The following is a 20836-nucleotide window of genomic DNA, read 5'->3' on the forward strand; positions in this document are numbered from 1 at the left end:
TTACTAAATGATTTTGATATAAAAAATCACAAAAAAATCTGTATGTTTTCAAATGGAATTTTACGTTTCTTTTTGATAAATAGCAAAATAAAAAAACTATAGTGATATAATTATTCTATTTTCTTTTTTTCATTTGAACTTCATTTTTATTTTTTATATTGAACTTGTTTCTTAGAAAATCATACTATTTTCTCTACCTTCATAGATAACGCTGCAAGACATTATTATCCCAACTAAAAAATGGTAAATGGTCAAAATCCTATCTAGTATATAAACAACGGTATTCGTTTATTCTTAGTTACAAAAAAAGAAAAAATCCAACATAGAGTCTAGTACGTAACATATAAAAATTTGACCTTCCTTGAACTTTTCATAATACTGTTACCTAAATGAGTTGGTTGCTTTTCCGTAAAAGTGGTTGAGAATATTGGTTAGCTATAAAAAATAACCTCATTGCTTTATTTCATATCTAGCCAAAACACTTAAGATACCATTTTATCTTTTATTCTTTTAAGCTAGGACGAAAGCAGTGGAATTCAACTCTTTTTATTTTAAACAAAAAAACAATTGACAATTAATTTACAACATTAACTGCCAATCGTTCCTAGCTTTTTGATAAAGTTCAAAATTACATAACATAAAAAATGATAATTATTTGCTCACATCATTACAAATCGTTTATTTGTATCTTACGCTGTCAGGACTCCAAACTCCTGAAGCATCAAATCCGAACAAATCTCCTGTGTGTGCTCTAATTTTAACATTTACCCCATACCCTTGGTCTTCATATGCGGTGTTAGGGATGAAATACTCAGCGCCAACCGTTCTAATAACTACAAACCATGTTTGGCTAAAGTTGCCATTGTTAGCATCTACCACACTGGCAGTAAACTCTTGTGCTCTCGATCGCCTTTCTAACTTCATATAAGCTGAACTTGCATCCTCTTTGTGACGAACATCAGTATATTCGTTAGTACTTAGTTCTGGAGTAAAAGTAAATGAATAAGCTGTGGCACTATTGTTTGATCGAGAAACCAATTCAGAAGCAAAAGCAAGTGTCCCACCCATGATTGCTAAAGTTAATACTATTGACAATACAACTTTTTTCATAATAACTCCTTTCTTTTTATGTTATTATTTGAACATAATAATCATACAACAAAACGATATTTTTACAAAATAAAAAATCACGAGGTGAACCATGTATTCTATTCTATATAGAACCTTAAAAAAACTTCAGTTAAAAGTAATGATAGGCTTTTCTTTTATCTTAGGTGTATCCAGTTTAATAACAGGAGATATATTAATATCGTTCCCCAAAGAGAGCTTCCTAGGTTATCCGGCTAGTGTTTTTTCATTTCAATTACTTGTTATTCCAATTCCTACATTAATTATTTATCGATTCCTGTTTCCTCTCTTTTCCTCTATCGCTGTAGGTGATACTGTCGCTCAGGATATAAACACAGGTTACATCAAGTCAGCCATCAGCCATTCAACTTTGAAAAGATATTTGACGAATCATATGTTTGTGTCCTTTTTTTGTGGTGGGATCATCTCTATCCTTCCTGTCTTAGTAAGTATGTGGGGGATGTTACTATTTATTCCTTCTATCCCACTAAACAGATTTTATAGTATGCAACTAGTTGACTCTCAGGATTTTATGCCCAGCATTTATTATGGACATCCCTTCATCTATTTTACTCTACGGGTTGCTTTTATATTCGTTTTTGGAGGTGCATTGTCCCTTCTTTCAACCATTGTTTCTTATCTTTTAAAAAATCGCTATTTAGCAATAATCACGCCCTTATTTATTCTCATGTGTATAGATATGACGATCAGAATTTTCCGAAAAGAATCTTTAACATTAACCTCTCAGTTTATCGGGACTGAAAATCTCCAATGGACTGGCATCAGTTTTTTATTGATCATCTTTTTATTATCTATCTTCACAGTCATCCAAGGTGTGAAAAAACATGAGATTTAGTCAACTCTGTCTCTATTTTTTCCGTTTATCGAGAAATAAAATGAGTCTATTCATCATACTGTCAATTGTTCTTTTCGATAAGGGCAATCTTCTGTTCCAATACTATTTCTTTGGACAAGAACAAGGCAACCTACTAAACCTTTTATTAGGAAATAAAGGAATTTTAAATGGTGGCTTTAATGGAATATCATTGATATTCTATTTTATCCCACTCTTGCTTTTCTCAGCATACTTTTTCGAAATAACGACTTCTCCTTTCTTTATCCTCCATACAAGTAAGAAAAGGCACTTAATAAATCGAAACATATTTCTACTTGCTTTAGTCACTGGATGTTTGACCTTTTTCTACTTTATCGATTTGACATTGACTCATTATTTATTTAACTGGCTTATTTACAAAAGTGATCTTCCCTTTTCTGTTGGATACTACCCTCTCTTGAAATTATTCGCTATCAGGCTACTTCAAAATTTCTTTTTGGAGCTAACAGTTATGACTCTAAGTCACTTGATTAAAATACCATTCATTTCTTGGTTTATAGTGTGGGGAATTGCTTCGTCCATGTTAATAATGCCTGTAGGAAAATGGAGTCTGCTTTTCTTTATGGATCAAGAAACAATCCTCCATAACTCCAATTTTTCTCTCTCATTTTCTTATTCATTCTTTGCAAATTTACTCTTATATTGCTTTTTACTAGTGATAGGAAGGAGGAAATGCAATATTGAAACTGGTTAAAACTTTAAGGAAAATATTTTTGAAGTTCATTCTTACTTATGGAAAAAAATGGTGGTTTGTAGCTGCTTTCTTCCTTCTACTTTATATGATCAATATCAAATTTGTTTACACATCTATCGATTTTAATGAGAAAAAATTAATCAGCTTTTTGTTTTCAGTCCACTACCCAATTATTGATTTCAAAGATTTTGAACTTCCATATTTATGGATTATCTTTCATCTTTTCTCAATGCTAGGAATATCTTTCTCCATAGTTGATCTTTTAGAAAAACAAAGCACTTATTTACTGATTCGTGTAAAAAGTAAAAGAATATTAAGTGTTTCTATACTGATTTCTGTACTTGAAGCATCCTTATCGTATGTATTTCTCTTTCATTTTTTTGTAGCAGTCGTAGTCTATAATCACCATGCTCTGTCGTTGAGTCTCGTGAAATACTTCGTATTACTTTGGTTAACCGTAATGATCATCAATTATTTATGTTTAGCGGTGTATTTAATATTCTCTAATAGCATCCTTTCTTTCATGTTCAGTCTGTTAGTGATCACTGTAGCAAGTATAGCTGATTTCAAATATTTCCCTCTAAAAAGTTCTCTCATATTAGATGGACAATTCAACCAATATCTAACTGTAGATAGTTACTCTTGGGCAGTGCTATCAAACATTCTCGTGATAATCATCCTTATTTGTACAATTGATTTTTTTATGAAAAGACACACATTTTAGGAGGTAAAATATGTCATATTTAGAAGTTCACGATGTCCGTGTGATCAGAAAAGGAAAGAACATTTTAGATAGCGTAACTATAACTGGAAATCTTGGAGAAGCAGTAGGTTTTATCGGACCAAATGGCTCTGGAAAGTCCATGTTGTTTAAAGCTATTTGTGGATTTATCAATATTCATGAAGGTAGCATAAAAGTAGGTGAAGAACGTGTTGGTGAAGACGTAGACTTCCCTACCAAAACTGGCATCCTGATTGAGCATGCCGGTTTGATCCCTTCAATGTCAGGATATGAAAATTTATATAGCCTTTCATTGTTGACCAAAACAGTTTCAAAAGCAGATGTACTTGAGCTATTACAGTTGGTAGGCCTCCTTGAGAATAAAGACCTGAAAGTTTCAAAATATTCCTTGGGGATGAAACAAAGGTTAGGAATTGCCCAAGCTTTGATGGACGATCCATCGTTAGTTATTTTAGATGAACCTTTCAATGGGTTGGACAATCAAGGAATCGAATTATTACTTTCTATTATTGAAGACCTGAAAAAAAGAGGGAAATTGATCCTCTTGACTAGCCATCGAAATGAAGATTTAGAAAAAGTATGTGATAAATTCTATAAAGTAGAAAACGGAGTTTATACTCCTATCGAGGTGTAATGTATGAAAAAAATTTTGACATTCGGCCTATTTCTCTTATCTTTTTTCTTTATTCTCTTTAGCGGTCTAAGAATCCATTCCATCAATAAAGAAACACCTAAAACATTTGATGTCCAAGAATTCAAGAAAAATGAAGTAGCCTCTCTAAATTGCCTCGAGATCTCTTTAGTTTCATCTAAAACCGGCGAGAAAAGTCATTATGATGGTGGAAATCCAGAAGACCAGTACACTTTGATGCCCTTGACTGTCGAATTAATGGTGAAAAATTCATCCAATGTTGACCAAGACATTACGACATTATTTGAAAATCAATTGATGACTGGATACTCACCATACAATACGACAAACGTCAAAGCGGATCTAAAGTTATTGAAGCCTAATGAAACAACTACCATTTCAATGATATTTACGATTGATGCGGACGTCTATGTCAAAAATGATACTTATTTCATCATCAGTACACAATCTCTTCTTAAATTTGATAAAGAGAACTATTCTAAAAACTATCACCATGGGAAATATAAAGGAATAATCTTTAAAGTCTAGATAGAATTGCAATAAAAATTATGAAAAATCACTAATAGACCATATGATTAATGATATCCATCTCCCAAACTTCTACTTACTTTTCATTAAAAATGATATGGTCCTACCAAGAAGCCCCTCGCTAGCTTAATGACTGACAAGGGGCTTTTTGTTTATCATTATTCTTTGCTTTGTACTTTATGCTGTCGAAGAGTTCTATCAATATTTCTTGACAAAGAACCAAAAAAACCAAAGAATCTGAAATAGGCAGACCCTACTTCAAACTCTTCGGTTTAAGGATTGAAACTGGTTATTTTCACCGATTGAGATAATAATCTCTCTTAAGCTTCGACTGCTTCTGATGATTTTCTCAATGCGCCATAAATCACACCAGAAATGACTGCACCGATAGCGATAAATACTAGGTACAAGATTGGATGACTTAATAAGAAGACCACAAAGATCCCACCGTGAGGCGCTAATAATTTAATACCAAATGCACCTACTAGGCCACCTGTCAATGCTGATCCTATGATGAAACTTGGGATAGCACGTACTGGATCGGCCGCTGCAAATGGAATAGCACCTTCTGTGACAAAGGACAAGCCCATGACGATATTCGTCAATCCAGCATCTTGATCTGTTTTACTGAATTTGTTTTTGAATAGACGTGTTGCAACAAAGATCGCCAATGGTGGAACCATCCCGCCAGCCATGACAGAAGCCATAACTACACTTCCTCCTGTTGCTACCGTTGTTGCTAATGTAGCTGTACCAAAAACGTAAGCTGCTTTGTTGATTGGTCCACCAAGGTCAGCTGCCATCATCCCAGCAAGTAAAGCACCAAGTAAAGCAGCATTTGAACCACTCATGCTTGTTAAGAAACCGTTCAATGCATCATTGATTGCCTTCATTGGTACATTGACTAACAACATCAAAAATCCGGTGATCAATAAACCAAATACTGGATAGAATAGAATTGTCTTGATTCCTTCTAATGATTTTGGTAACTTTTTGAAAAGTTTACGCAGGAATACAATCACATAACCTGCTAAGAAACCACCAATCAAAGCGCCCAAGAATCCAGCACCACCGGCATTTGCTAAAGCACCGGCTGCAAAACCAACAACTAAACCTGGGCGATCACCAATACTTGATGCAATAAATCCTGCTAAAACAGGCAACATGAAGCCAAATGCAGCTTGTCCGATTTGATTGAACCAACTTGCTGCTTGGTTATAGTTTCCAAGATTTGCTAATTGATCTTGTGGTACACCAAGGAATTGATCGACCATGAATGATAAAGCAATGGCGATCCCGCCACCAATTACAAATGGTAACATATGTGAAACACCATTCATCAAGTCTTTATAGATGCGTTGTCCTACTGAAGCATCTGCATTGCTTTCAGCAGCATCAGTATCTTTACCATCTCCATGGAATACTGGCGCTTTTCCACTGATTGCTAAATTGATCAATTCTTCCGTTTTACGGATCCCGTCACTTACAGGACGGTTCACTAGCTCTTTCCCATCAAAACGATCCATTTCTACTTTCTTATCGGCAGCGACGATGACACCATCTGCTCGTGCGATATCTTCAGCTGTCAAACGATTCTTGATTCCTTCTGACCCATTTGTTTCTACTTTGATATCGACACCCATCTCTTTGGCTTTTTTCTTCAATGCATCTTCAGCCATATACGTATGGGCAATTCCTGTTGGGCAAGCGGTAACTGCAACAACAAATTTTCTATCAGATGACGATGGTGCTGCTTCTTGTTGTTCAGCTGTTTCTTCCGCTTCTTTTTGTTGCTCAGCCGTTTGGAATAATCCTTGGACTTCTTCTGGTGTTTGTGCTGTTTTTAGTTTTCCTACAAAATCAGGATCAATCAATAGACGAGACAATGCTGCTAAAGCTTGTAAATGTGTATCATTGGCTCCTTCTGGTGCAGCGATCATAAAGAACAAGTAGGTAGGTTGACCATCAAGGGCTTCATAATCCACACCTTTATTACTTTTCGCAAATAAAACTGTTGCTTCTTTCACTGCTGCGTTTTTTGCGTGAGGCATTGCGATACCGTCACCTAGACCAGTGGAAGTTTGTGCTTCACGGGCTAGAATTCCTTGTTTATATGTTTCGATATCAGAGATACGACCTGCATCGTACATTTTTTGGACCATTTCATCGATAGCACCCTTTTTATCGGTTGCTTGCAAGTCCATGATCATCGCATCTTTGATCATTAAGTCTTTAATTTCCATGATTTCCCTCCACGATATTAATCGATTTTTGTGATTTCTACTTCCGGTAATAACTCATCAATAAATGTCCGAGATGCTAAATCATCAGAGAAGGCTGTAGCACTTCCGCAAGCTACTCCCCATTTGAATGCTTCTACAGGATCTTGATTTTTACTATAAGAGCCGATAAATCCAGCAATCATTGAATCTCCTGCACCTACTGAATTTTTCAATGGTCTTACGAGTACGTTTGAACGATAAGTACCTTCTTTAGTAAATAATAACGCACCATCACCGGCCATTGAGATCAATACATTTTTAGCTCCGGCTGCTAATAACTTCTTCCCATAAGGTAAGATATCTTCTACTGACTGGAAGACTACATCGTATAATTCTGCCAACTCATGATTATTTGGCTTGATCAATAACGGCTCTTTACTTAAAGCTTCTTTTAGATCATCACCTGTCGTATCAATGACAAATTCTGCCCCTTTTTGACGGATGATCTCGATCAATTCTTGATAAAACCCTGTACGTAGACTTGCTGGTGTACTACCTGATAACACAACAATATCACCTTTAGTCACTTGATTAAGCATTTCTTTTAATTGATCAATCTCTGTATCTGAAATCGCTGGTCCTAAACCATTGATTTCTGTTTCAGAATCAGACTTCAGTTTGATGTTGATTCGTGTGTCTTGTGCAACACTTGTAAAAGAAGTTGTAATTTCTTCTTTTTGTAACCAGTCAGAGATAAAATCCCCAGTAAAACCACCTAAAAATCCTAGCGCAGTTGACTGCGTATCTATTCTTTTTAAGATTCGGGACACGTTGATGCCCTTTCCACCAGGAACTTTGAAATCCTCTGTCATACGATTTAAATCCCCTAATTTCAACCCATCTACTCGTACGATAAAATCGATCGAAGGATTTAATGTAACTGTGTATATCATTCGATTACCTCCTTAATTGCTGCCCGCTCATGGTACTCTTTTGCAAATTGTAACGGACAACGCTCAGTTATGATTGTGGCTTTCTCAAGGGATGCTACAGAAACAAAAGTTTGCTTGTTGAATTTAGTATGGTCAAGAAGCACGAAACTTTCTTCAGAATGATTGATTGCCAGACGTTTCAGCGCAGCTTCTTCAGGGTCTGGAGTAGTGAAACCACGTTCTAGATGGACACCATTCATCCCCATAAATGCTTTGTTAAAATGAAAATCACTTAATTGTGTCAAAGCACTGGCTCCTAGTACTGCATTTGTGGAAATCTTGACTTGCCCTCCGATAATGATCGTAGACACTTGTAAATCGACTAAGCTTGCTGCATGCTTCACGGAATTGGTCACTACAGTGATCCTTTTTCCTTTTAAAAAAGGGATCATCTCTAAGGTCGTAGAACCAGCATCTAAATAGATAACCTCTTCATCATTAATGAGGCTTGCAGCAAATCGAGCTATTTTTTGTTTTTCTTGAACGTTTTTGAGCGTTTTTTCACTCATATTTTGTTCAAACTCCAATAACTCTGATTTTTTTGCTCCACCGTGGATACGTTCTAAAAACCCCTCATCTTCTAATTCCTGCAAATCGCGTCTAATCGTTGATTCTGAAGCATTCAAAAGGATTACAAGTTCTTGAGACTTAACGATTTTATGTTGATCAAGTAACTGCAATATTTTTTGTTTACGTTCTTCTGTAAGCATTTCCACGATCACCTCACGCCAAATATTATCATATTTAAAATAAATATGCAATACAACAACAGTCAAAAACGTTCAATATTATTCTAAAACAGTCAAAAAAAATTCCAACCTATTTATAGTCGGAACTTGACTCTATACTTTTTTTAGTTAAGGAGATACCACCGCATCTTTTTATTGACTAAAAAAATAGAAAAGACACCTTGAAATCCTTTAGAATTAATTGGCCAACCAATTCACAAGGAGGATTCAAGATGTCTTATACTCAGCTTATCAAAGATACTCTAAATATTCTAGACCTAAATATCCATTTTGAGGAAAATTGCTTAATGAAAGAAAAGTACAAAGGCCAAATTTGCTTGATCTATCGTGGGGGCTTCGCTATTCACCTGAAGAATGTGTACATTGCCACTGTGTCATTTTCTCGTAAGATATATTTTGAAATCAATGTTGCGCAGCTAGTTCTATCAGATTTTTGTTTACTTGTTGGATAGATACCGTTTGGTTGATTTCGCTACTTCTTTTTTTACTAGCGAATAAAAGATTTAAGAAACTATTATTTGTGTCACTATTATTTACTAGCTGATCAGAGGTAATTTGAGATATTCTGTTACTGTTTTCGGCATTCTCTGACACGAGATTTAAGTCACTTCTCTTCGCTATATTCTTTGGGTGTTTCGTCCTCACTAGCTGATCGGAGTCATATTGATTGGGATGGTTACTTCTTTTTATACTTTTATTTATAAGTTTTAATAATCTTTGATTAACTACATTCTTTGTGGGTTCTATAGCAGTTGACCCTACCTCTCTCTTCTTTCTACTCCCACTTATTGGTTTATTACTTTGGCTAGTTGCACTACTTGTTAAATTGGGAATGTCGGTTGTTTGTTCTTGTATCTTATTTTGTTGCATTATTCGCTTAAAATTTACAGACCCGCTTACATAAGACAATGCTTGGACCGTAAACAGGTCTCCATTCCCTAGTTGGGCATTATTATTGGTATCTCTTTTCGCAAGAATTTTCGCATCAAAGGCTCTTCCTTCCACATGATCTCTGATAATGGCCATCAACATTTCCGCGTCCGTTAACTGGAAGTGAGCACGTAAGGTGTGGTTTGCTTCTAACGCTGCTTTGAGCATCTCTGGTGTTAAATAATCCTCGGATAATTCTAGTGCATGTGCTAATTCATACCCATAATTTAGCAATACTTGGGAATCTTCTTTTATCAGCTCCGGATATTTTTGGTCGTAAATTTCCAGTATTTTTTTTCCGTTGTTTCTTAATCCCAACTTCGCCTGTGGGTATTTCACTAAATCTTCTGAATCTATCACATGATGTGTGACTTCATGCATCACTGCATCTGGACCAGATGGACGGTTTTTTTTAAGCTTGGGATTAGGATAGTACGCATCTGCAAAAATAAAGATGCGACACTCCGAATCCTTTCTTAACGTAAATGCCTCAGTTGTAATCGTGTGTTCAACCGAAGAATAGTATTTCTGTACTTTCTCATCATAAATCAATTCCGTCGACAAGGTCCAGACATTTTGAAAGGCTAAGTCTTTCGACATTTTCAGAAAAACGCTCCCCTTTTTCGATAAGCTATTCAGTCTTATGACACTTTCTCTTAGGATTGCTTCTTTTTCTGGAACATCTTGCAGTTTGAGCATTTGGATCAGATATCCCCCTTCTTTCGTACTTGAGAGGTTCTTCTCTTTCAAAAGTTTTTCATACAATTCTACTGCCGATTCAAATTTTTTTTGTGCCTTCTTAAAATCTTCCCTAAGTTCCACCTGAAATGGTTTGAAATAATCTTGTACATTCGTTGAATCGAGGCCGACAAATACCTCAAACTTAGGTCTAGGATAAAAATTCTTATCAATTTCCTCGTAAACTCGTTTTATGACCAAAGTTTCATCATCTAGATAGTAAGCTTGCCATTCTGGAGGAAAGGTTGAGAGTGTCCTAAGATCCACCCTGCTATGTCCTATAAACTTTCTCAGTCCTACATCCCGTTTTGCATGTTTAAATTTCACCCATTCCGCCCAATTAGCTGGTGCCGTGGGAAGTTCAGGATAGGGTTCATCAAGGAGAACTTTGGGGATGGCTTCCTTTGAGGTGCCTGGTACTTCCTGTGGAGTTCCTGGTACTGATTCATGGGAGGTGCTCGATGAACCCTGGGAAGTACCTGGTGATTCATGGGAGGTACTCGGTGAACCTTGGGAAGCATCTTCAGATGAAGTTTTGGATGATCCAGATTTCCATTTAAAAAGAGCTTTTCCCCTCCGCTCAAGAATATCCTCTTGAATAGCCAGACCCAATTCTTTCTTCTCCCTGATGGTTTCCATCCTAAATCCGCCATTATTCGAATCGAACCTCAATACCATCATTGGTGCGTCCACATCTTTTTTCACTAAATGGTAACGCCCATTATTTTTATCAAATAAGATAAGAGGAATATAGTGATCATTGATCTTGATGTGGGTCCTTCCTGATTTATCATACATTAACTCTCGCTCATAAGGAGGGGAAAGGGGGGTGGGGTCCTTCAATGATTCAAACTCATCAATTTTTTTAGAGATTTCTTCTACCAATCCTTTCGTTACGAAAGGAGAAGTTGAGGCTTCAAAGTACCACTCTACGCCATTATAATTCACTGGATAAACCCTATCTCCACTCAATACATCATAACGCACACCTTGACCTTCAACCGCCGTGATTCGTACTGGGATATTTTTATTCCTCATTTTAATAAAATACTTTGTGTCTTCTCCTTTTTTTATGACAGTTATGATTTGCCCTTCACCATAAGCTTTGGGATTCACATTAGGTTCAACTGCAGTAATATTATCTAGGTCAACTGATAGACGATAGATTAAAACAATTTGTTCGTCTGTAAATGAAGCCTGCCCCCTAAAAACTTCTAATTGATTCCCTTTTTTTACAAAATACCCACCGTATACATTTCCGGTTTTAATATTCGTCACTCTCAAATATAGGTGATTTTTTTTCCATCTCACTGCAACTTCTGGGCCATTGTCTGCCATGCGAATCATTTCTACTCCTTGGGCTAAATCATATGATCCCTTTTCAAGTTTTTCCAATTTTTCTAAAACATTTTTTACCTCATTTGTCACAAAAAATCTTTTTCCTTTCACTAATCCTCTAGTAATTAGTTTTCCTCCACCAGTTACCAACTCCAATCCAGGGTCAACATAACGAACGACACTTTTTAGAACATTCTTGAGTTCGGCAAATTTAGGGGCATAGCGAGGAAATCGATGTATTGCATTTCTTATTCCTCCCTTCATAATGGCTTTAGCCACACCTGAAGCAAATTTTGTATTGAGGGCGGTGATCTGACCAAGTACTGGAATCAACAAGACGATATCTATCGTACAAGAAGGAATCGCATCTGCTACTTTTTTCTTGGCTGCGTCTGTTATACAATCATAAAAAGGGATGAAATGTTTGCCTATATTCCAAGTTTTTTCTAAAATTGTTTTGTCATTCCCCAATTCATAAAGATTATCATACAAGTCGTCTCTATGTGTTTGGCTAAGTACATCAATCAACAATTGCTCGTCAGTACCTTGCGATATTTTTTTACTATAATTCACACGAGTAGAAAATGTAAAATAGCTAACCCCAATCTTGATCGCTTCTCCTTTTTTTTGGTAGCCTTTACTCCACTTGTCTTTTTGATTAAACAGCCCATACTTGAGGTATAATAGTGGATCTTTGTCTACTCGATAAAAGACATAGCCCCCTTCCTCCCAATTTTTTAATGCATACCATCGCTCTTCATTCCCACGAACCGCTACAATCAGATCCGTCTGTTCTAGTTTGAAAACTGTATTCTTCCATTCCATTGCTTTTGTAAGAAAGACAGCGGGGATATCTCCTTTGCGTAAACCGTCAGAACGGCCGTCAATCGTATCTTTCAGCTCAACATTCCCCTCGTAAATATGGGTATCAGCGGAAAAAAGAAAAGCTAACTCTTTATAATTCATCATTTTTATAGCAATTTCAATCAATTTTTTGTCCAGTGGATAATAGGCTTCTGATACCGATTTAGTTAATGAAACATAAAAATCTTCTAATTTGGGAGGTCTGAAGTGGTCAGAACAAGGTTCTGATCCTCCAAGGTATCGTTGTTCCAAAATTAAAGAGATAGTAGGAGATCCCTCATCTTGACACTTTTTAGCTACCCCTTTTACTAGTGCTTGTTTTCGGCGCCATAGAAGCAAAGCATTCTGATATATATGGAATAATTCGTTAATGTTCTCTTGAGTAGAAAGAACCTGGAAATAGCCTTTTTTCCAGTATCCTATAAAAGTGTTAAGTGCAACTTCTTTATAGTTTCCTTTCTCTAATGACTTACGTAATAATTCAGGTTCTAGCTGAGCTACAGCGAGCAATGCAGTCATCAGGATGTAGCGAAGTTCTTCGAGGTTATCCAAACCTTTGTGAGCAATTGTATCACAAAAATAGGCTCCCAATGCTCGAATTTCACTTTGATTGAACTGAGAACGATAGCCTTCATCTTCTAATAATTTCGCCCCTATCAACTGTGTTAAAGAACCATAATCAGAAATCAACAGCTCATCTGCAAGCCCACTTGTCTCAAGAAAATAATTTGGTAACGTCTTTTCAACAAACAGTACCCATAACTTTTTAAAAGTAATTTTCTCCTCATCTGAAAAACCTTGCGTATCTAAAGCAAGAACTCCTGCCTTGTTCAACTCATCCACTTCAAACAACCTCCTAATTTGTCCAATCGAAAATTCAGCTGGATTGGAAGCTGCCAAGATGTTTTTTACTGCATAGACTTCAACCGAACTCCCTAGTACATTCTCGAATACCCATTTCATCACCGTTAATTCAATATCCTTATCGGAGATCTCCTCTTTTCCTTCTCCGGCATAAAACTTTAATTCTTTCAGAATCACTTTCGCTAGTGATTGGAGCTCATCATGTCCAAGGACTACTCCTGTGCCTTCTTTTGTAAACCATTTCCCCATCGTAATCAGAAGCTTTTCTTTCGTTACATTATCAGTTAGTAATTTCTTCTGTTTGAAAAATTGTTCAATTTGTACTTTGATGTTCGGATTTCGCCAATCATTCACCTCATATTTAGACTTTTGTTTTTCTGTAATTATTGATGGTACCGTACTCGTCTCTTCTGTAGAAACTTCTTTTGAAGGTCCAGAAGTAGAACGCAACTGAGAATTTTTAACTACTGCCGTATACATCATCCAGTTAGTGACAGTGTCTTGGGCTTCTTCCTCTGAAATTATCTCTTTTGTCCCACGATTAAGAATTATCTTTGCCAATTCTTTTAATTTAGTTATATTGACTATCTCTTCGCCTTCGCCTTCTAACAATGTCCACTTTGACGCTTTCTCCACTAGAGTATTTGGATCATCCTTCCCACAGTCAACTCCTTTACTAATTAAAAAAGAAACGACTCTTTTACGGATGATTTCTTTTTGTTCTTCAGTCAGTGTAGGTTGGCTTTTTTTCGGAGATTCAGTAATACTCAACTGAGAACTTTTTTCCACTACCGTATACAGCATCCAGTTGATGACAGTGTCTTGAGCGTCTTTCTCTGAAATCCCCCCTACTGTTCCATCATTCAGGATTATCTTTGCTAATTCTTTCAATTTAGTTATATTGACTATCTCTTCGTCTCCACCCTTTAGCAACATCCAGTGTGATGCTTTTTTCACTAATGTATTTGGATCATCTTTCTCACAGTCAACTCCTTTGCTAATTAAAAAAGAAACGACTCTTTTACGGACTATCTCTTTTTGTTCTTCATTCAATTTAGGTTGACTTTCTTTCCTTATCTCACTAGAAACTTCTTTAGAAAGACTGGCATTGTTCTCATTAATAAATGTCTCAAGCTTTTGTTTTTGTTCCTTCGCCGTTTCAACTTCACTGACTTGAACCACATCAAAAGCATTGGTTTTCTGATAAGTATAGCCAACTTGTGCATTATTATTTTCCCATTGAAGTAAAAAAAGACGTGCCTCATTCGTTGTCATTGTTCTTTCTTCGAGGCCATATTCCTTTTGAAGTAACACTGCAACTTCTTTTTCTCTTTCGATAATCGTTGGATATTTAGGTTCTTCCAGAATCCATTCTCGTAGCTTTCTAACCAATTCACTGGTAGATTGGTCGCTAAAAGAAACTTTTTTTCCAAGAAGAAATGTTCTAACAGCAGTATTTACTTTTGGTGTGGCTTCACGATTTTCAAACAGGTCTAGATTGTAATAAATCGTATTAACTGGATGATTCTTGGGAATTTTTGCAGGGCGATCATGGATAAAATCGGCAAATATTTGATCACTTTCTTTTTTCTGTTCTTTGAAGTGTATCATCAACGGATTTTCTGCTTTGGATAACTGATGATGAATCGTTTCACGAGTGATTTCCTTGTAAGTACGTCCAGCAAGTACCGTATTGACCTTCCACTGCTTAAAGATTGCCTGTATTTTTACAGACGACAGAAACTCCCCAAGACGAATATCTTCCACACCATAGGCTTTTAGGATGAAGTACGTTAAAAACTGCTCTCTTTCGGTTTTATCTTTGTCCTCTTTTTCAACCCATTGTAGTAGTCCCTTTTCTAACTCATGGATAGAGGAATCTTTGATCTCGATTCCTTCGTTGGTAAAAAACTCGTTTAGTTTTTTATTCACAGCAGCCGTTTCACTTCGTTTTTGAAATAGAGGAAAGTGATAATAAAAAATTGGTAACGACTCTTGTGGAATGGTTAATGGACTCACGTCATTTACAATTTCTTCAATAGCTTTATGGACTAATTCTAAGTCAGGGTCCGTAATCGTATCTGGTACCACCTTCATCTCACTATTTTCTGTAAGGGTCTCATTACGGAATTGACTTTCATTTAATGAGGATTGTTTGAGTTCAATAAAGGTATATTCGCTGAAAATATTATTATTTTCCCATTGCAGTACTGTGTTGGCTACATCCGTATCTGAAAGATTTCGCCCAACAATGCCATAGCCTTCAAGAATGAATGGCGCAAGCTTTTTTTGTTTTTCTAAAATATCTGCATCTGTTTGTTTGTTATTGACCCATTTATGCGCAGCCATAACTGTCTGTTGAGCTGTCAAAATTTCACTCGAAATTTGTTGTTTGTATAGAAACTGTTTGACTGATTCGTTAGCCTTTGCTGTTTTATCTCGCTTTTGATAAAGCGTAAAATCATACCAGAAGGGGATGAGCGGTTTGTGAATGGACATAGTTAAAGGACGCTTATCAAAATAAGCCACATGCATTTCGTTCATGGTTGACGCTACTTCGAAAGAAAGCACTCCGTAAGAATGCAGTCTAGTAGCAGTAAGTGTTCCAACCAGTTCACTATTTTTGATCGGTGTACCCCCATGTGAAGGGATATCGCCTAACTTGAAGTCTTTGAAAATATTATTGTTTCGCCATTGCATGAAAATGGCATTTGCCTGTTTTTCTGTTATCTCTTGATTAGAAAGTCCCAAACTGGAAAGAATAGTGTCGGCGACCTGTTTACTTCTGGCTCCCTCTGCTTCCTTTCCTTCTTTCCTTATCCAACCTTGTGTAGCAGTAATTAATTGAAGAATAGATAATCCTTCACATGGAACTTTTTGTTCACAGAGAAATTTTTTGACCTTATCATTGACTTTTAATGTCTCATGACGTTTTTTATACACTTCTTTCGCATCTTCAAAAAAATAAGCAGGTAATATCTCAGAAGTTGATACTTGAGAGGATTTCCCTTCAAAGAAAGCGCTTATAATACTATTGAATTTTTTCAGATTATCCTCATAGACTTTTTCATATGTATTCGAAGGTTGAGTGGTAGAAATGGATGATCCCGTCACTCGCTGTTGAACAGAACTTGTTTCAATGGGTAGCTTCGTCGACATACTTGACGGTGAAACGTTCCCCCCTTCTCCTTTTTTTAACCGTCTCATAGGTGCCGGCGTACTTGACTGAGTATCATTTAGCGTAACAGTCTTACTTGTCGGAATTCCTTTCGATGCTACGGTTGCTTCAGTATGCGTTTGCTCAATATCTTTAAATTGATACCCTTTAAAGATATTATTATCTTGCCACTGCATTATAATGGCTGCTACATCTGTATCAGTCAACTCTCGAGGCGGAAGACTGGAAGCCTTAAGAATGATATTGGCGACTTGTTTTCTTTTTATAGCTTCACTCTCTGCCCCCTCCTCTTTCCCCCAGTTCTGAGCAGTCACAAGCAATTGTTGTCCAGACATATGGGGACATCTCACTTTTTTTTGACAAAGAAACTGATGTACTGCTTGATTGACTGTCTCAACCTCTCCACGCTTTTCAAAAACCTTTAAGTCATACCAGAAGGATGGTAAATTTTTAGGTACCGACTCTTGTGGTTGTTGACCATTCATATACGTCGAAACAATATTATACAATTTTAATCTTGTTTCTCTAGAAATGTCTTCAGAACACTGTAACTGTGGATCCATTACCACCGATGGTAGCGGAATCATCGATTTTATCGTCTGATACTTTTGAGTGCTTGCGGTGGATACTTCAATCGTCACAGGTTCTTCTAAAATTGTTTGTTGAGATTCTTTCAGAGTTGGTTGTTGCTGATCTTCAAATGTATAGCCTTGAAAGATATTATTATTTCTCCATTGGAAAAGGATATATGTTGCTTTTGTATATTTCAGATCTATATTCTGAAGCCCGGAAGCTTTGCGGATAACACTAGCGAGGCGTCTTCTCCTGCTCATTTTAGTCTCCAGACCATCTTTTTCTTCCCATTTCTCTACGGCCTCGAGTAATTCAACTCCTGATAATCCGTCACACGAAACCCCTTGCCCACACAAATAGTCTTTGACTTTTTGGTTGACCACTTGTATTTTATGACGCAATTGAAACGTTTCATGATCATACCAAAAAGGAGGGAAAGGAACGGTATTCGGTTCATTAGAAGGCTTATGATCCAGATATGCCTTCATAATTTGCTTTATTTTCGCAACGGTTTCTGCCGAAAGTTCTTTAGAAGAGTGTAAGATCAGTTCTTCAGAAACAGTCGCAGGTAGCACTGCTGCCTCAGCACCTAAGCGTGGGAATATATCGAAATTGAAGCGTTGGAGAAACCCATCCACCCTTCCATAAAAATTCTCTAGCAAATGCCAGATCTGGGGCAAAATATTCTCTTCTTCTGGGGACAATGCTGTCGTGGCTTTCGGCGCCGATTCTGGAACCATTTCTGAAGCTAGTTCCTGAGAATTATTTTCTTGCTTTTTCTTCTTCGATGTTTGGGTTGGGAGCGAGTTGTCCGTCAGGTGAGTCCTCATTGGTACTTGGAGGTCCTTTTGGGATTGGCGATGATTGGAAATATTTTCCCCGTAGTTTAATGAAAAGGCATTCAGTAGCCAATCAGCAAAATAGGACAGCAACGATTCACTTGTTTCTTTTTTTTCTTGAGTAGAAACTGTATGTTCATGTTGGGAAAAAAACTGGTAAAACAGCTTAGTCAAGTCATTCCAAAATGTTTCTGACAATTGATTATGTACATGGTTTAGGGGATTTATTGTGGTGTTGTGCTTGTTTTCAAAAGAAGTTTGAAAGGTTCTACTTAGTTTGTGTGCTGCCTCTTCCGCAGAAAAATGAGGGGTCTCTTGAACGGTTCTATCAGTTATCGTATCAGTAGAAAAAGGGCGAATTTCACTTTCTTGTTTCATTCCTTGGTTGTTTTGTGTCTCAGCTTTACCCATCGCATCCTGACAAATGGTTTGAAAACTCGTTTGTTCCACACTTTCTCCTGTGAAGATCAATGTGTTTACCTGATCCGTCCTTCCCATGGTAGTACAATTTACTAGTTGGTAGAGGTCGTGAACCTTTTGGTGAACAAAAACACTCAATTCATGGGCCCTCTTCGCTATGTCGATAGCCGATTGTGTAGAAGTTGATGTCTGATGATAGAACGTCTGATTGCCAAAAAGCGAACGAGCATTGGCAAAAGGTAGTGCGACTGACGAGGATGAGTTAGTCCTGTTATGGATCGTATTCAAAAATAATGGGGACTGGATTCGCTCACGATTGATGGTGGAGGTTGAAACAAAGGAATGGATCCTTGTGTGATTCCCGTTCCTTCTCACGTCAATCCGTGTAGTCGCTTCAAAAGCTGGAGGAGTTTTTTTCAAGAGCCTCTGTTGATCGTGAAAATCTAATGGTGGAACCATCGCCAACAGGGTCCCCCACGTATGAATCCAGCCTACTGGGTGCTTTATTCCTTTGGGTGTTAGAGTGTGTCCTGATATGTTGGAGACATTGTTTAAAACTCTTTGGTCATCCCCTGACTTATTCTTATCATTGCGTTTGTTATTTTCCTTTCCAATTGCTTCTCTAGAAGTAGCTTGTGGTAACCTTGCCTTTTTCGATATATTTGATTTCAGTAGTGCCCTTGGTTTTTGTGGCATCTTTTTCACTCCTTTATTAAAATTTATTATAGGACTATTTTGTTGTATAAGTGTTCATTTGAATAGCATCTAAGAGTCTATGATTTTACGTCACCCATCAAGTTTCTATAACTGGCCCAACAACCTTGCATCATTTTCTCAAAAGTGACAGTTTTTTCAGCTTAAAAGCAACAGTTCATCCAACCTAGACAACGAAAAATAGATAAAAACTACAATAAAGCCTCTTTAATGAATGAAAATAAACTAGCAAATATAACTAAGGTTAATTTCTTCTTTCTATGAAACTATTAAAACACCTCTTCATAGAATGCGTTTTCATATAGATTATAAAACAAATGTTCCTAAACATCATTCTAGAATTTGTGACATTATCATTAAACCTATCATCATCGCAAAACTGCTTCAGTTAAGGTTATCAATTCTACATCTTTTAAATCATACTTTTTATGACATTAATTTCTTGCTGTCTCTTATACACATCTAGATGTGTATAAGAGACAGATATAACTAAGGTTAATTTCTTCTTTCTATGAAACTATTAAAACACCTCTTCATAGAATGCGTTTTCATATAGATTATAAAACAAATGTTCCTAAACATCATTCTAGAATTTGTGACATTATCATTAAACCTATCATCATTACACATCTAGATGTGTATAAGAGACAAGGGTGTACCCTGAATAAATATCCTTATTACATTTGTCACTTTTCTTTTTAATTGGTAAATTTTTTTCATTTTATTTGGTCATTTACAGTATAAAAAAAGCATCGTAATCAAATTCTACGACACTTAAAATATCTATTGGATGACTTGATCAAATTTAGCTAGGTCTTGTAATGGGAAATTTTCAAATTTTTAAGTTTTCTTTGATTAAAATCAAGTGATTTTAATTGATAACTAAGTATTTTTCCTTTTGTCTCTCACTCTTCTGGTAATATGTAACGAGCCGATTTTGATAATAGAAGTAAACGGGAAAATGGCTGCGAACATGGTTTTACGGTTAACTTCATAACGAAAAACAACGATTTTGGCCGCCGCTTTGAATTTCTTTTCCTGTGGAAAGATCTAGATCAATCCAAATAATTTTCCTATTCTTAGGGATGTAATTTTTTTCTCCAGACATTATAAAATTTCTCTTCCTTCAGAAGTTAACTCTTCTCATTTATCTTTTTCATAGTATTCTGCCTCATCTCCACAACTAAATGAATCTTCAATTTCTGGAACTAATGTAATTGTCCCATCATCAGAATAGTCAACGATGTATTCTTGATTTTCTGACGGTTTCTTTCCATTATTAGCTAGTAACGTAATAACTACAGAACTTCCTTGCAATCTAGATTTTGTAATAAATATTAATTACCCTTTTAACATAAAACTATGTGCAATACTGAGTATATCAATAATAATCATCCATTGTTCGATGTTTAAAATTTAAAACCGAAGTATTCACAAAGTCACCGTTATCTTGATAAACTGGGAAAAATAATGCAACAATTTCTAACTAAATATTGAGAGGCTATTGCATTATTTTTAATTAAGATTTGGAATCGCATTAAACTAGTTTCTTTTATATTATGTTGGATAACTGAATCTATATTTTCGAGTTTATGATAAGCATGGCTTACACAAGGGAGGAAACTTTTTAAGTTTTTAGTCCTATTTAAATGATTTCAAAACTCACAAATTTTTTTGGTGTCCGCTCATGATTAATCTAGGCACTTAATTTATAATTTATGTTTTTGACTAACTCCTTGAAAAAAGCTTTGATCTATCTCTAATTTTTCATCTTTC

The 20836-nt window shown here is 36.2% G+C and carries 9 protein-coding genes and 2 pseudogenes; 4 read left to right on the forward strand and 7 right to left on the reverse strand.

Translation table 11 applies throughout. From position 1 onward, the window contains the following. Positions 1-678: 678 nt before the first annotated feature. Positions 679-1095 carry a DUF2712 domain-containing protein gene (locus A5844_RS04250; protein ID WP_136382220.1) on the reverse strand — a complete coding sequence of 139 codons (417 nt, stop codon included), beginning with the start codon at positions 1093-1095 and terminating at the stop codon, positions 679-681. Positions 1096-1201: 106 nt separating this feature from the next. Here A5844_RS04250 and A5844_RS14165 point away from each other — a divergent pair, with 106 nt between their 5' ends. The 3 genes from A5844_RS14165 to A5844_RS04275 all read left to right on the forward strand — a co-directional run bounded on the left by A5844_RS14165 (position 1202) and on the right by A5844_RS04275 (position 4639). Further along, a complete protein-coding gene (locus tag A5844_RS14165; RefSeq protein ID WP_086284027.1) occupies positions 1202-1984 on the forward strand; it encodes a hypothetical protein in 783 nt (260 codons plus the stop codon). Positions 1985-3451: 1467 nt separating this feature from the next. Next, a complete protein-coding gene (locus A5844_RS04270) occupies positions 3452-4093 on the forward strand; it encodes an ABC transporter ATP-binding protein (protein ID WP_086284030.1) in 642 nt (213 codons plus the stop codon). A gap of 3 nt (positions 4094-4096) precedes the next feature. Next, a complete protein-coding gene (locus tag A5844_RS04275; RefSeq protein WP_086284031.1) occupies positions 4097-4639 on the forward strand; it encodes a hypothetical protein in 543 nt (180 codons plus the stop codon). Positions 4640-4959: 320 nt separating this feature from the next. Here the strand turns inward: A5844_RS04275 and A5844_RS04280 are convergent, their stop codons facing one another. The 3 genes from A5844_RS04280 to A5844_RS04290 are packed head-to-tail and all read right to left on the reverse strand — an operon-like array spanning position 4960 to position 8563. After that, positions 4960-6882, reverse strand: coding sequence for a PTS fructose transporter subunit IIABC (locus A5844_RS04280; protein WP_086284032.1), 1923 nt, complete (start codon positions 6880-6882; stop codon positions 4960-4962). 17 nt (positions 6883-6899) lie between these two features. Next, positions 6900-7814, reverse strand: a complete 915-nt coding sequence (pfkB, locus tag A5844_RS04285) for a 1-phosphofructokinase (protein WP_086284033.1) — start codon at positions 7812-7814, stop codon at positions 6900-6902. Beyond that, positions 7811-8563 carry a DeoR/GlpR family DNA-binding transcription regulator gene (locus A5844_RS04290; protein WP_086284034.1) on the reverse strand — a complete coding sequence of 251 codons (753 nt, stop codon included), beginning with the start codon at positions 8561-8563 and terminating at the stop codon, positions 7811-7813. The genes pfkB and A5844_RS04290 overlap by 4 nt, the downstream gene beginning before the upstream one ends. A 251-nt stretch (positions 8564-8814) precedes the next feature. Between A5844_RS04290 and A5844_RS13890 the strand changes: the two are divergent. Then, positions 8815-8969 (forward strand): annotated as a pseudogene (locus A5844_RS13890) (ISL3 family transposase); the annotation flags it as partial. 35 nt (positions 8970-9004) lie between these two features. Here the strand turns inward: A5844_RS13890 and A5844_RS04295 are convergent. From A5844_RS04295 to mazE, 3 genes and pseudogenes are all read right to left on the reverse strand, one after another. Then, positions 9005-19042 (reverse strand): QWxxN domain, encoded by a 10038-nt coding sequence (locus A5844_RS04295; protein WP_086284035.1) that lies wholly within the window; start codon positions 19040-19042, stop codon positions 9005-9007. Between the two features lie 801 nt (positions 19043-19843). Then, a pseudogene (locus tag A5844_RS14550) lies at positions 19844-20168 on the reverse strand (type II toxin-antitoxin system PemK/MazF family toxin). 35 nt (positions 20169-20203) lie between these two features. After that, positions 20204-20398, reverse strand: a complete 195-nt coding sequence (gene mazE, locus A5844_RS04305; protein WP_086284036.1) for a type II toxin-antitoxin system PemI/MazE family antitoxin — start codon at positions 20396-20398, stop codon at positions 20204-20206. Positions 20399-20836: the final 438 nt, after the last annotated feature.

Source organism: Candidatus Enterococcus wittei (genome assembly GCF_002140175.1).
Classification (GTDB): domain Bacteria; phylum Bacillota; class Bacilli; order Lactobacillales; family Enterococcaceae; genus Enterococcus_B; species Enterococcus_B wittei.

Coding starts and splice junctions, on each gene's coding strand:
- A5844_RS14165 (WP_086284027.1), top strand. CDS start 1,202: ATGTATTCTATTCTATATAGAACCTTAAAAAAACTTCAGTTAAAAGTA.
- A5844_RS04270 (WP_086284030.1), top strand. CDS start 3,452: ATGTCATATTTAGAAGTTCACGATGTCCGTGTGATCAGAAAAGGAAAG.
- A5844_RS04275 (WP_086284031.1), top strand. CDS start 4,097: ATGAAAAAAATTTTGACATTCGGCCTATTTCTCTTATCTTTTTTCTTT.
- A5844_RS04280 (WP_086284032.1), bottom strand. CDS start 6,882: ATGGAAATTAAAGACTTAATGATCAAAGATGCGATGATCATGGACTTG.
- pfkB (WP_086284033.1), bottom strand. CDS start 7,814: ATGATATACACAGTTACATTAAATCCTTCGATCGATTTTATCGTACGA.
- A5844_RS04290 (WP_086284034.1), bottom strand. CDS start 8,563: ATGCTTACAGAAGAACGTAAACAAAAAATATTGCAGTTACTTGATCAA.
- A5844_RS04295 (WP_086284035.1), bottom strand. CDS start 19,042: ATGCCACAAAAACCAAGGGCACTACTGAAATCAAATATATCGAAAAAG.